The organism is Streptomyces sp. NPDC104814 (assembly GCF_055583185.1).
On the sequence record NZ_JBVJOL010000007.1, the window covers coordinates 203,970 to 216,978 of the forward strand.

Annotated in this window: 8 protein-coding genes; 4 read left to right on the forward strand and 4 right to left on the reverse strand. The window is 72.6% G+C overall.

Features of this window, described 5'->3' with window-relative positions; all coding sequences use genetic code 11:
* Positions 1–5 precede the first annotated feature (5 nt).
* The 4 genes from ACZ64A_RS23730 to ACZ64A_RS23745 form a co-directional block, all read right to left on the reverse strand.
* Positions 6–854 carry an endonuclease/exonuclease/phosphatase family protein gene (locus tag ACZ64A_RS23730; RefSeq protein ID WP_469812865.1) on the reverse strand — a complete coding sequence of 283 codons (849 nt, stop codon included), beginning with the start codon at positions 852–854 and terminating at the stop codon, positions 6–8.
* 67 nt (positions 855–921) lie between these two features.
* Complete coding sequence (locus ACZ64A_RS23735) at positions 922–2,346, reverse strand: MFS transporter (RefSeq protein WP_469812867.1); 1,425 nt, start codon at positions 2,344–2,346, stop codon at positions 922–924.
* Between the two features lie 8 nt (positions 2,347–2,354).
* Entirely contained in the window at positions 2,355–4,370 is a 2,016-nt protein-coding gene (locus ACZ64A_RS23740) for a PEP/pyruvate-binding domain-containing protein (protein ID WP_469812868.1), read from the reverse strand.
* Positions 4,367–5,737, reverse strand: a complete 1,371-nt coding sequence (locus tag ACZ64A_RS23745; protein ID WP_469812870.1) for an ATP-grasp domain-containing protein — start codon at positions 5,735–5,737, stop codon at positions 4,367–4,369. Before ACZ64A_RS23745 ends, ACZ64A_RS23740 begins: the two co-directional genes overlap by 4 nt.
* A 223-nt stretch (positions 5,738–5,960) precedes the next feature.
* Here ACZ64A_RS23745 and ACZ64A_RS23750 point away from each other — a divergent pair, with 223 nt between their 5' ends.
* The 4 genes from ACZ64A_RS23750 (at position 5,961) to ACZ64A_RS23765 (ending at position 12,970) form a co-directional block, all read left to right on the forward strand.
* On the forward strand, positions 5,961–7,250 hold the full coding sequence (locus ACZ64A_RS23750) for a PAS domain-containing protein (RefSeq protein ID WP_469812872.1): 1,290 nt from the start codon (positions 5,961–5,963) through the stop codon (positions 7,248–7,250).
* Positions 7,251–7,737: 487 nt separating this feature from the next.
* The gene (locus ACZ64A_RS23755) at positions 7,738–9,375 is read left to right on the forward strand and encodes a M4 family metallopeptidase (protein WP_469812873.1); all 1,638 of its coding nucleotides are present in this window, start codon (positions 7,738–7,740) and stop codon (positions 9,373–9,375) included.
* Positions 9,376–9,485: 110 nt separating this feature from the next.
* On the forward strand, positions 9,486–10,028 hold the full coding sequence (locus tag ACZ64A_RS23760; protein ID WP_469812874.1) for an NADPH-dependent FMN reductase: 543 nt from the start codon (positions 9,486–9,488) through the stop codon (positions 10,026–10,028).
* 236 nt (positions 10,029–10,264) lie between these two features.
* Positions 10,265–12,970, forward strand: coding sequence for an ABC transporter substrate-binding protein (locus ACZ64A_RS23765; protein ID WP_469812876.1), 2,706 nt, complete (start codon positions 10,265–10,267; stop codon positions 12,968–12,970).
* The last annotated feature ends 39 nt before the right edge of the window (positions 12,971–13,009 follow it).

Below are 13,009 nucleotides of genomic sequence, written 5' to 3' on the forward strand. Positions count from 1 at the left end.
TCCCCTCAGCGCCGCGGTGCCCGGCTGACACCGGCGGGCCGCAGGTCGGCGAGCAGCAGGTGGTGGTCCGAGTAGGGGCTCGGACGCACCCGGTGCCCGACGGGGGCGATGCCGCGCAGGAAGACGTAGTCGAACGTGCTCTGCCAGTCGGTGGTCGGCTCGCAGTCGCCGGCGGGCAGGGGGCGGCAGCCGGGATCCGCGTCCACCGACAACGCCCACATGTCCTTCAGTTCCGGGGCGGCCGGAACGGCGTTGAAGTCACCGAGGACGATCACGCGGTCGTACCGGGCGACGGCCGCGGCCAGGACGCGGATCTGTGCCGCCCGGACCGCCTCCTGACGCCGTTGCGCGAGGTGCGTGTTGAACACCCGGACGGACTGGCCGCCCACGGTGGTGGTGACCGCCATGTAGCCACGGTTCTCGGATCCGCCGTCGGGATACCTCGCCGTGACGACGTCTGTCATGGGCGCCGCCGTGAGGAGCGCCTGCCCGAAGCCTCCCGGGCTCCACGGCGCTCCCCCGCAGCGGCCCCAGTTTCGCAGGACCGCGCCGTACTCGACGTGGTAGCGCAGCCCGTAGTAGCGCTCCAGATCGGCGCGGATCCTGTCGACGTCCCGCACGCACGCTTCCTGCAAGCCGATGACCTGCGGCGCGGAGGCGGCGATCTCCGCTGCGCGGTCGACGTTCCTCGCCTTGCACGGGTTGCAGAGGTTCCACGTCAGGACGCGGTTAGGTACGGCGTCCCTGGCGGCCGCGACCGGCACCGACCCGACGGGTGCGCTGGGGCCGACGAGCACCAGGCAGGCCACGATCACCGCGCCCGCCACCAGACGCGCGCCCCTACCGAGCACCATCGCCTCCCCGCACTGGATGCCCACGCCGTCCGACGCCCTTCGGGTACGAGGGTAGGCGACGCGGCCCTCAGCGACCCCGCGTCACAGACCCCGGGGAGAGCCCCGACGGTGGTTGCGCCGCCCCTTCGTCGACGGGGAGGGGCACGGGTTCCTCCATCTCGCCGGCGGAGCGAGCGGCAAAGCCCTTCCCGTGGCCCTCGGCCGCGCCGGCCGGGACGCCGGCTCCGGGTGGCGTGCGCTGCGCCGCCCGCCGCGCCCGGCGCAGCGCCAGGTGCAGGACCGGCATCAGGACACCGGTGACCGCGGCGCTCTGCCACAGCAGCGCGTCCAGCCGGCCGGCCGCGAGGCAGGCGCCCGCGGCGACCGCGGCCAGGGCGCACACCCCGCGGTCCACGATGCTCTCCACGGACAGCAGCGTGGCGCGCGGCGCGTTGGCCGGGATGGCGTCGTTGACGAGCTTGCGTTGCACCGGATAGACGAATCCGGTGATCGCGGCGAACGCGCACAGCGACGCCACCACGAGCCAGGGGCCGCCGAGAGTGGTGCACGCCAGGACGGCGGCGAGCGCCACGCTCAGCAGGGACACCCACTGGGCCGCCGACAGCCGGCGGCTCAGCCACTGCGGACGCGCCGACGCCACCGCTTCGGCCACCGTCATGGCCGCGAGCACGCTGCCGTGAGTGCTCTCCTTGATCCCGTGGTCCAGGAGCACGGGCTGGAACAGGTTGACCTGGCAGATACGCGACAGCGTGAACACGGCCACGCCCTGTGCCATCAGCAGCGGCAGCCACGGGGAGACGCGCAGCGCCCGCAGGGCGGCCCCGGTGTCGCGCAGCAGGGTGCCGCCGCGGCGTCCGCGGGTGCCCGGCCCGGGGTCCGCCGGGCGCGGTGCGAGGCGGGGCAGCGCCAGGGCGCAGACCAGCGAACCGGCGGCGCCGACGGCGCTGAGCACGTACGGGGTGGGTGTGGCCAGCGCCATCAGCGGGCCGACGAGCGGCCAGCAGACGACCTTGGCGGCCAGTCCGAGTGACCGCGCGGTGCCCTCGGCCCTCAGATAGTGGGCTTGCGCTCCCTCGGCGCGCAGAGCGTCGTAGAGATAGGCGCTGGCGGCGCCCGACGCGAGGGAGCGCCCGGCCGCGATGGCGAGGAAGTGCACGAGGAAGCCGGTGTACGACGGGGCCAGGACCGGCGCCAGGTTCGCTGCCGTCATGACGACCGCGCCCGCGCGCAGGCAGTTGCGGGCGCCGATGCGGTCGGCGACGACACCGGTGGGGATTTCGAACAGGCAGAACGCGATGTAGTAGATGCTCTGGATGCCGAAGATCTGCCCGTCGGACAGGCCGGCGTCGCGCTGGTAGGCGTAGAAGACGGGCATCCACCACAGCAGGTTGAACAGCAGCTGGAAGCCGTTGTTCAGGCGGATGATGCGGCGGGCCACCGGGGAGGTGACCCGCTGCGCGCGACGGGGCAGGCGGGCGAGCGGTCGGCGCATGGGGGCGCTCACCGGGCGTAGGGGCGGATCTGGACCAGGCGGAACGCCCCTTCGTCGGTCATCAGCCACTCGATGTCCAGGGCGTCGTCGGGGTCGTCCGCGCTGAAGTGGGACTGCAACAGGCGTCCGGTGAGGGCCAGTCGGGCCAGTGCCTCGCGGGTCTGCGGGGGCAGGTCCCGGCCCGAGGTGCCGACGTCGAGCGTGCGTCCGCCGCCCTCGACGGTGTTGTAGAGGTACTGGTGCGGCAGGACCGTGCCGTCCACCACCCGCTCCGGCGATCCGGGCGTGCAGTTCACGTACACGGTGCGGAAGTCCTCGCGCCGGGTGGGGTTGCAGGTCACCAGTACTCCCCCGAGGCGCGCCGGCAGGTACTCCTGCACGATCACGCCCATGTAGGTGTCGTCCAGGGAGATGCCCACCTGGTGCCGCAGGCGCACGCTGCGCGGCGACAGCAGCGACGCCCACACCTGCCGTACGGCGTCCATGAGCTGGTCGGCTCCCCTGACGGTGGTCACGGAGTCGTAGATCCCGGCGGCGGAGAAGCCCGGCAGGTCCTCCGCGTTGGAGGAGGAGCGGACCACCATACGGTGGCCGCCGGCCAGCAGCGCGGGCACGGACGCCGTGATCGTGCGGGCCACCTCCTCGGGCATCGGGGTCGTGCGCACGAGGTGCTGGAGGCTCAGGCAGAGCGGGTCCACGACGTCGAACGCCTCGAGTTCGAGGGCCATCTTCAGCTTGCCGATGCCCTGCTGGAGGGCGGGCGAGGAGGTGAGGAAGGCGTGGTGCAGGCGGAAGGGCAGTGCCACGCCCTCGGGGGCGCGGACCGTCTGCGCCACCCACCGGGCCGCAGCGGCGCGCAGTCGCTCCCGTGAGGCGTCCTGCTCACCGAGCCGGGCGCCGAGATGGCCGAGGAGGTCGCGGCGCGGCGGGCGTGGGCGGGCGTAGAACTCCGTCAGGTCGGCGGTACGGCTGTCCAGTACGTGGTGGAGTTCGCCGAGGTTGGCCGCCTTGGTGCCGTAGCTGTCGCGGTCGGTGCGGCGCAGCCGGTGCAGGGCCAGGACGGGGGCCTGCTCCTCCAGCAGGGGCGTCTCGATGCGGATGCGCTGCTGGTGCCAGGCCGGCTTCTCGAGGTCCGGTGCGGCGGCGAGGGGCTCCAGGGTGACGGAGTCCTCGCTGACCCGGTAGCGCACCCAGGCGCCGTCGAGGGCGTCGTGCCGTGTGAGGGCGTCAAGGTCGCGGACGATGGCGTTCGGGATGCCCCAGCCCGAGGCCAGCACGTTCGTGTGGGAGAGCGGGGTGATGGGGGCGGTGTTGATGAAGCCGGCGACCCTGGGCACGTCGTCGGGCAGGCGGGGCATGGCGACGATGTCCGCCCAGCCGAGTTCCGCGGCGGCGGCCTCGTACTCGGCCGGTGTGCGGAAGTGGCGCAGTCGGCCCTCGGCCTCGCCCGGGTTCAGGCAGGTGCGCGTCCGGTTGCCGAAGAGCGTGTGGCTCAGGATGCGCGGGACGTGGGCCTCGCCGATCTGGGCGAGTTCCGTTTCCTGGCCGTGGTTGGCGGGCTTCAGCAGCAGCGGCAGGCGTCCGTCCACCCGGCCGCGGACATAGAGGTAGAACTCCTCCAGCAGGGCGCCGTGCATGGTGTCCGCCTCGGTGGTCTCCAGCACCAGGAAGGGGCACTCGGAGCCGTCCTCGGCGTGATCGGTGTGCAGGGAGAGCACGCCGAGCAGGAACCGGCGTTCCGGGTCCGTGTAGACGGAGGCGTTGAACGCGTCGAGGTTCGCGTCGAGTTCGTCGAGGGTCATGCCGAGGATGCGGGTGGCGATGTAGTTGACGTGGAAGGGGTGGGCGCGGGTGTCGAGCAGGTGCCAGGTGTGCTCGGCCCGGTCCACGACGACCTTGAGGTACGGGTGTCCGGCGAGGACCCCGGACAGGGTGCGGAACAGCGGCAGCGACAGGTTGGCGCCGACGACGGTGCGGTCCCCGCCGGCCTCGGGCGCATCCGCCCTCTCCAGTGTGAAGGTCATGCGCGCACCTCCTGTGCGGTGTCGTACACGGGCAGGATGCCGGGCAGGGCGTCCACGAGGGCGGTGAGGTCGCGGACGACGGCCTGGGGACGGTCGGCGGACAGCAGGCACAGGCCGGCCATGGTGTTGGCGCCCGCGGCCGGGTCGTAGACCGGGACGGGGCTGCCGTCCGGCAGCGAGCTCTCCCCCACGACGGACAGCGTGCTGCCCTCGCCGAGCGGGGCGGACCGCACCACCGAGGCGGAGTCCCACACGTGCCGGTGGCGCCACGGTGCGCCCGAGCCGTCGACGGCGAGGACCACCAGGGACCCGGCCGCGCCCTTGGCGTCCGCGGGCGTCAGCGCCTCCGACGGCCACTCGGGTGAGCCGCCGAGCAGCTGGTCCGTGAACAGGGCGATCAGGTCGAGCCCGAAGACCTCCTCGATCTGCGGCACGGTCATCGCACCACCGAACCGTGCCGCCGTCTCGATCACCCACATGCGGCCGCCGTCACCGAGCTTGATCTCGGTGTGGGTGCCGCAGTTCTCCAGGCCGAGCGCCTCCACGGCCTGCCGGGCCAGTTCCACGATCCTGCCCTGCGCCTCGCTTCCGAGGGCGGCCGGGGTGATGCCGGCGCGTTCGGTGAACGGTGCCACGGTCGGCATCCGGCCGCTCAGGCAGACGGGCCGGAAGTCGCCGTCGACGACCACGCCCTCGACGCTGACGTAGTCGCCCCAGCCCGGCCCGTCGAACCACTGCCCGGCGCAGCCGCTGACGATCTCCTCCACGATGAAGTCCTCACCGGCGTCCGCGACATGCAGTTCGGCGTATCCCAGGCGTGCCGACTCCGTCATCACCGCGTACGAGCGGGCCCAGGCGGCGGGGGCGTCGGCGGGGGCGGCGATGATCTGGTGCGCGGTCGACCCGGCGCTCCAGGCCGCCTTCAGCAGCAGCGGGCAGCGTAACTCCTGGGTTGCGGTCGCGAGTTGGTCCGCGGTGGCGACGGGCCGGAAACGGGGCTGCGGGACGCCGCGGCGCTCCCAGGCCGCGCGCATGAGGCGCTTGTCCCGGGCGAGGGCCGCGGCCGGTCCGGCGCCGCGCAGTCCGAGGCGGCGCGAGGCCTCGGCGACGGCGACCACCGCGTACTCCGAGAAGGTGACGACCGCGTCCGCGCCGACCTCGCGGGCCCGGGAGACGATGAGGGCGACCAGATCGTCCTCCCCTGCGGCCCCACGCGCGACGACCGAGGCGCACTGCCGTGCGAGCGCACGGCCTGCGGGCAGTTCGCTGAGTGCCAGCAGGTGCACCTCGGACCTCGCGGCCACCCTGGGCAGGGCGTACCCGACCGGGGGCCCGCCTTTGGCATGCACGTACAGCACCTTCGCCACGGGACTCCAACTCCTTCTGCTGTGAGGGTTCTTGCTTCGCGGTCTCTTCCAGCGAAGCAGTCCGGTTTCCCGTCGCTCGCCGTGCCGAGCGCGGACGTCTCAGGCAAATGCCTGAGTCGGCGCGGGCGTTGTCGTCCTCGGGAAGGTTGTGTCAGGCGGCCTACGGGACACGCATGAGGTGTCACAGACAGTGATGTTCGTCGAACGTTGAAGGAGTTGAGCCGTGGACGAGGCCGATTTCAAGACGCTGCTCGCGTCCCTCCCGGTGTCCTGGTGGGAGGCCGACGGCGGCTCGGGGGTGGTCGAGAGCGGGGGCGGCGCCCTCGCCGACGCGCGCACCGTCCGGCGCTTCGTGGAAGCGCTGCGGGCCGACCTCGGCGGCCCGTCGGCCCGCTGTGACGACGGCCCCCACCAGGCACGGTTCGAGGGCCGCACCTTCGACGTCAACTGGTGGGCCCCGGGCGACGGCGGACGGCGCCGGCGCAGCCGTGGGGTCGCGGTCGAGGTGGGCGACGCTCCCGCGGGCACAGCGGCGTACGCGTCGTTCGCCGACCTGAGCCCGGCGGCCGTGTTCGTGCGCGATCCCGCCGGGCGTTACGTCTGGGCCAATCACGCCTACGCCCATCTGTACGCAACGACACGTGACCGCCTGATCGGCCGTCACCTGAGCGAGTTCGACGGCCCCGACGACACGGCCCGGTTCCTCGCCCTCGACGAGGAGGTGCTCGCGGGCGGTCACTCCGTGCGGCACACGCTCGTCTACCGGCGCCCGGACGGCTCCCAGGGTCATGCGGCCGGATACCGCTTCCCCGTGGCCTGGGGCGCGCTGCGCTGCGTGGCGGGCATCTACGTGGACGTCAGTGAGTACGTCCACGCGCTGGACCAGCGGCGCCGGGCCGAGGAGGACCTGCGCGCACTGCGGGACCACAGCGGTCTGCCCTGCCTGCGGCTGTCCGGGGACGGGGTGGTCGGGGAGGCCAGCACCGCCGCCGCCGAACTGCTGCGGATCCGGCTGCGGGACCTGGTGGGGTCACCGGCCGACGCCCTGCTGGCCGAGACACCGGAACGCGCCGCGCTGCACGCGATCTGGGACGACCTCACCGGCGGCCGGCGCAGAAGCGCGCAGTCCAGTGCCGTACTCGTCGACGGGGAGCGGCGCCGGCGGCGCGTGTGGGTCCACCTGAGCGTCGTCAGCCGTACCCAGGGCCGGGAGCCGGGCGTGTGGGCGGTCGTCACACGGCCCGGCCTGAGCCACGAGCCGCATCTCGCGCTGACCGCCGCTCAGGTGCGGATACTCGCGTTGCTGGCCGCCGGGTACAGCAACGCCGGCATCGCCGAGGCGCTGCGTCTGTCACGGCAGACGGTCGACTACCATCTGGCCCGCCTCAGGCGCCTCCTGGGCGCCGCCACCCGGCCCGCGCTGGTGGCCCGCGCCTATGTGCTCGGCATCCTCGCCCCGCACGCCTGGCCCCCTCGCTCCACGACGGCGGCCCATCCACGGAGCCCCGCGTGACCGGCCGTCGCGCCGCACGGCGAAAGGTTCGGTCCAGGCCGCGGTTGTGTGTCCCGCCGGTGAAGGAGGCGTGGGAGAGTTGTCGGATCTTGGAGTCGGGCATGGCGGGCGGCGTCACGGCTGGGGTTGTGTCGTGTTCACCTCTCCAACCCCCCACACTTCTTGGAGACTTCATGTGCCGCGCCGCCTTCCCGGCTGCCCGCCACCCGTGTGCCCGACCGGCTCGCGGGAAGCCTCGGCCTCACCCGGAGACCGTAGACGCGTCGCCCGCACGCGCCGGGCACCGTCGCATCTTCACGTACGCGAGAAGCTGTGCGATCGGCGTCCGCCGACGCCGCCACCCAGCGCCACTTCCTGTCATGCGCATGACATGCGCAAGTCGTCATGCCACGGCACGGCTTCGACCACCCCCCACGAACACCCCCACGACCAACCGGCCGGCCCCGTACCGGCCGGACCACCCCCCACACACACCCGAGGAGTCTGCGTGACCTCCCGTTCCCAGCGTCACCAGCGCACCCTGCCGGCCGTTGCCACCGCCGTCGCCGCCGGAGCGCTGCTGAGCACCACGCTCAGCGCCGCCGCCACGGCCCAGCCCGCCGGTCCGGTCCGGGCCGGCGCCGCACCGGTCGCCCTGTCCGCGACGGCCCGCACCACCCTCGTCCAGCAGGCCCAGGCGCAGGCCGCCGGCACCGCGAAGGCGATAGGACTCGGCTCCCAGGAGAAGCTGGTCGTCAAGGACGTCGTCAGGGACGCCGACGGCACCGTGCACACACGCTACGAGCGCACCTACGCCGGCCTGCCCGTGCTCGGCGGCGACCTCATCGTGCACACCGCGAAGTCCGGCAGGACCGAGGGCGTGACCAGAGCGTCGAAGAGCACGCTGAAGCTCGCCTCGCTCACCCCGCGCCTCTCCCCCGCCCGGGCCGAACAGCAGGCGCTCGGACCGGCGAAGGCCGCCGGCTCTCCGAAGTCCCGTGCGGATCAGGCGCCGCGCAAGGTGGTCTGGGCCGGCTCCGGCACGCCCGTCCTCGCCTACGAGACCGTCGTCGGCGGCCTGCAGGACGACGGCACCCCGAACCAGCTCCACGTCATCACCGACGCCGCCACCGGCAAGAAGCTCTTCCAGTACCAGGGCATCGAGACGGGCGTCGGAAACACCAAGTACAGCGGAAAGGTCGACCTGACGAGCACTCGGTCCGGCTCGTCCTACACCCTCACCGACGCCACGCGCGGCGGCCACAAGACGTACAACCTGGACCACGGCTCCTCGGGCACCGGCACGCTGTTCTCCCAGGACAACGACACCTGGGGCGACGGCACCACCGGGAACGCGGCCACCGCCGCCGCGGACGCCGCCTACGGCGCCCAGCAGACCTGGGACTTCTACAAGAACACCTTCGGCCGCAACGGCATCAAGAACGACGGCGTGGGCGCCTACTCCCGCGTCCACTACGGCAACGCGTACGTGAACGCGTTCTGGGACGACAGCTGCTTCTGCATGACCTACGGCGACGGACAGGGCAACAACGACCCGCTGACCTCGCTCGACGTCGCGGGCCACGAGATGAGTCACGGCGTCACCTCCAACACCGCCGGTCTCGAGTACTCCGGTGAGTCCGGCGGCCTGAACGAGGCCACCTCCGACATCTTCGGCACGGGCGTGGAGTTCGCCGCGAACAACGCCTCCGACCCCGGTGACTACCTCATCGGCGAGAAGATCGACATCAACGGCGACGGCAAGCCGCTGCGCTACATGGACAAGCCCAGCAAGGACGGCGGCTCCGCCGACTACTGGTCCTCCACTGTGGGCGACAAGGACGTCCACTACTCCTCCGGCGTCGCCAACCACTTCTTCTACCTGCTGGCCGAGGGCAGCGGCAAGAAGACGATCAACGGGGTCGACTACGACTCCCCCACCCAGGACGGCTCCACCGTCACCGGCATCGGCCGGGACAAGGCGCTGCAGATCTGGTACAAGGCACTGACCACGTACTTCACGTCGACCACCGACTACGCCGCCGCCCGCAAGGGCACCCTGTCGGCGGCCGCCGATCTCTACGGCGCCGACAGCGCCGAGGCCAAGGCGGTCGCCACCGCCTGGACCGCCGTCAACGTCAACTGACACACACCGGTGACGGGCGGCATCCGGGGCTCCTCCCGGGTGCCGCCCTCGCCTCGGCGGTCCCCGGCCGTCCTTGGCCAAGGCCCGCTCGGGCACGGTACGTTGAGCGGATGTCCGAACCACCGGTGATTCTGTTGCTGTCGGGGAGCCTGCGAAGCGGCTCCACCAACGAGACCGTGCTGCGCACCGCGCAGGACGTGGCGCCCTCCGTGAACGTCCGTGCCGTCCTGTACGACGGTCTGGCGGGGCTTCCGCACTTCAATCCCGACGACGACACCGACCCCCTGCCCACGCCGGTGGCCGAACTGCGCGCGGCGATCGACGAAGCGGCCGGGATCCTCGTGTGCACCCCGGAGTACGCGGGCACCCTGCCGGGATCGTTCAAGAACCTGCTCGACTGGACGGTCGGCGGAACGGAGATCTCCGACAAGCCCGCCGCCTGGGTCAACGCCGCCGCCCCCGGCCGGGGCGAGGGCGCGCAGGCGACGCTGCGGACGGTACTGGGCTACACCGGCGCCCATGTCGTGGAGTCCGCCTGCGTCAGGATCCCGGTGGACCGCAACGCGGTCGGCGAGAACGGCACCATCAGCGACCCGGAGGTCCGCAAGACGCTCTCCGAAGTGCTGCGCCTGCTGGTGACCACCGACGCGTAGGGGGATCCCGGCGAGCAGAGGTGACGCGTCCCGCCACGGCGCGGGACGCGATCCGGCCCGCGGAGGTGAGACGTCCCACCGTGGGCCGCGCGACAGCGGCACCGGCGCTCGCCCAAGCACCCGTTGTTGCAATTCAGGCATCCTGTGAACACCCGTTGTTGACGGGGCTGTTGGACGCGTAACCTGTCCCCCCGCTATCAGGGGCGGCAGCAGTCCGGCAACGGGGGGCCTTGCGCATGACGCCATTCCGGAGTGACTCCGACGAGCTCTTTCCCGACCCGGACAACGCGAGGGCCGACGCCTTCGTCAGTGAGTACCCGACGGTCGTCACACCCTCCGATCCCGCCCGGCTGGCCACCCGCCCGCCGCTGATCCTCTTCCGGGTCGACGCCGAGGGCAGCGTGTACGAGGACGGCACCGCGCGCATCCTGGAGGCGTTACGCCGGCCCCTCGACGACCGGGGCAAGCTCGTCCCGTACGCCGTGGTGCATGCCGCCGACGAGCCCGTGCTGCTCTCGGAGGAGGCCGGACTCGCGCTCGCGGACGGCACGCCGCGCCACATGACCCCCGACCGGTACCCGCACTTCGACGTCGTGCGGTCACTCGTCACCCACATCCGGACCAACCCCCGGCAGCCGGTCGGCGGGCTCGCCGACGAGCTGCGCCGGTACGCCTGCGACCGCCGGCAGGCCGAACGGCGGGGCCTGCTGGGGCACCTGCCCCGCACCGACTCGACCAGCCTCGCACCGGACGGCGCCGACCTGAAGGGCTGGCTGGTCCGGGTGTTCTGGTTGTCCTTCACCAGCCATCTCCCCCGCTGGGCCTGGTCCCGCTGGATCTCACGGAAGGTGATGCGGCGCTGGTTCGCCGGCACGCCGGACGCCGGCGGGCGCACCGACCTGTACCGGGCGATGGCCCATGTCGCCACCATGCAGGCACCCCGGCTGCGCGGCGCGGCCGGCGAGCCGCGCCACGAGGAGGCGTTGCAGGCCCTGGAAAGGATCCTGCTGCGGGCCCTCCTGGAGGACCTCGCCACCCCGCGGATCGGCCGGTACCTGCCCAAGCGGCGCCGCCGCACCGCACGCCCGGTACTGCTCGTGGAAGTGCCACCACCCGGCACGGAGGGCGCCCGCCGCGCCGAGCGGTTCCTGCGCGTCCTGCACGCGCTGCACGACACCGCGCCGCGCCCGGGACCGCTCGTCGTCGCGGTGGGCAAGCCGTCCCCCGAACTCCTCGCCGAGCTGCAGCCGCGTGAGTGCACCCTGTCCCAGGCCGCGAGCGCGCTCGCGGCGCAGGACGGCGGCCCCGTCATGGTCGTGTTCCGCGAGCCCTCCCTGACCGGTCCGGGCCTGCCCGTCGCCCAGGTCGAACCGCACCGCCGGTTCCGCACCAGCTGGCGCACCACGGCCTCGCTCCTCGCCGTCACGGGCGCCCTCGCCCTCACCGCGGGCGGCGTCACCGTGGACCGCGTCCGCGACGGCGGCGACCACACCTGCCTCGGCGGCAGCGCGTCCGTGGCCACGGCGGCCCGCACCAGCCCCGTCCCGCTGGACCCCGGCGGCTGGTACGACGCCGCGCTGCGGGCGATCAGCCGGCAGAACAGGCGCGCCGAGGACTACGCCCGCCAGGGCCGCACCGTGCGCACCGTCGTCGCGTTCGTGTCCAGCAGACCACGCACCGAGGACGAGACACGGTTCGACGGGACGATCCCGGAGCTGCGCGGCATCGCCATGTGGCAGCAGAAACTGAACTCCGACGCGTCCTCCGACCAGAACCTCGTGCCGCTGCGCGTCGACGTGCGCCCCACCGGAGAGGGGTTCCGCAACGCCGTGCCGGAGGCGCGGAAGCTGGTCGCCGAGGTGCGCGCCGAAGGAAGGGCCGAGGACGACACCAAGGTCGTCGGCGTTCTCGCGTACGCCCAGAGCCGCGACGAGACGCGAGCCGCCCTCCAGGTGCTCGGCGAGGGCCGGATCCCGACCGTGGGCACCACCGCCACCGCGAACGAGATGCTGGCCGGTGCGGCCAGTCTCACCTACTGGCCCTTCACACCGGACAACGGCCGCGAGGCCCGTATCGAGGCGGACTTCGCGCGCCGCGCCGACATCATCGCCCGGGGCGACGGCGGCACCGGCTGCTCCCCCGCCCGGCAGGCCATCGTCATCGAGTCCTCGGCCGACCTGTACAGCCGCAGTCTGGCCGGCCGGTTCGTGGAGGCCTTCTCCGGCACCACACGGATCTTCAACTTCAACCAGGCCGGCGACTTCGACCCGCAGCCGCCCGGCGGCGCACCCAACCTGTCCAGCGCCGACATGCTCGCCGAGCAGCTGTGCCAGGCGCTCGCCGAGCAGCCGCAGTCGGTCGTGTACTGGTCGGCGCGGGCCAAGGACTTCACCGCGTTCATCACCGCCATGGACACCCGCGGCACCTGCATCGACCGCCCCGTCACCGTGCTCGGCGGGAACGAGCTGACCAACGTGGCACAGACCGGCGCCTTCGCCAACAAGAACTGGCTGCGCCTGTACTACTCGGCGCACCGGCTGCCGGTCAGCAGCGAGTACGCCAGCGACCGGACCCGGCTGTTCGTGTCGGCGTACGACGCGTTCGTGCGGGCGGGCACCGACGGCACCGACCCCTGGCGGCAGGACGGCCACTCGGCGGTGTCCTACGACGCCTTCCACGTCCTGTCGCAGGCGGTGGCCCAGGCGTGGCTGCGGGACAAGGACATCGACCGCGCTTCGGTGCTGGTCGCCCTCAGCGGCGGGATCCACTTCAACGGCGCGACCGGCGAGGTCTCCTACGGTCAGGGCGGCAACGCACCGCCCGTCGACAAGACACTGGTGATCCTGCGTCAACTCGGTGACGAGCCGAAGGCCGTACTGGTCTGCGGCGCCTACGACGAGGGCCGCTCGAGCCGCACCGAGGGGCCACCGTGCACCCCCTGACCCGCCGGCCTCCCGCATGCTCCCCCAGGGCCTGGCCGG

Excerpts from the sequence above, each read along its gene's own strand:
- ACZ64A_RS23735 (WP_469812867.1), bottom strand. The coding sequence starts at position 2,346 with ATGCGCCGACCGCTCGCCCGCCTGCCCCGTCGCGCGCAGCGGGTCACC.
- ACZ64A_RS23760 (WP_469812874.1), top strand. The coding sequence starts at position 9,486 with ATGTCCGAACCACCGGTGATTCTGTTGCTGTCGGGGAGCCTGCGAAGC.
- ACZ64A_RS23730 (WP_469812865.1), bottom strand. The coding sequence starts at position 854 with ATGGTGCTCGGTAGGGGCGCGCGTCTGGTGGCGGGCGCGGTGATCGTG.
- ACZ64A_RS23765 (WP_469812876.1), top strand. The coding sequence starts at position 10,265 with ATGACGCCATTCCGGAGTGACTCCGACGAGCTCTTTCCCGACCCGGAC.
- ACZ64A_RS23740 (WP_469812868.1), bottom strand. The coding sequence starts at position 4,370 with ATGACCTTCACACTGGAGAGGGCGGATGCGCCCGAGGCCGGCGGGGAC.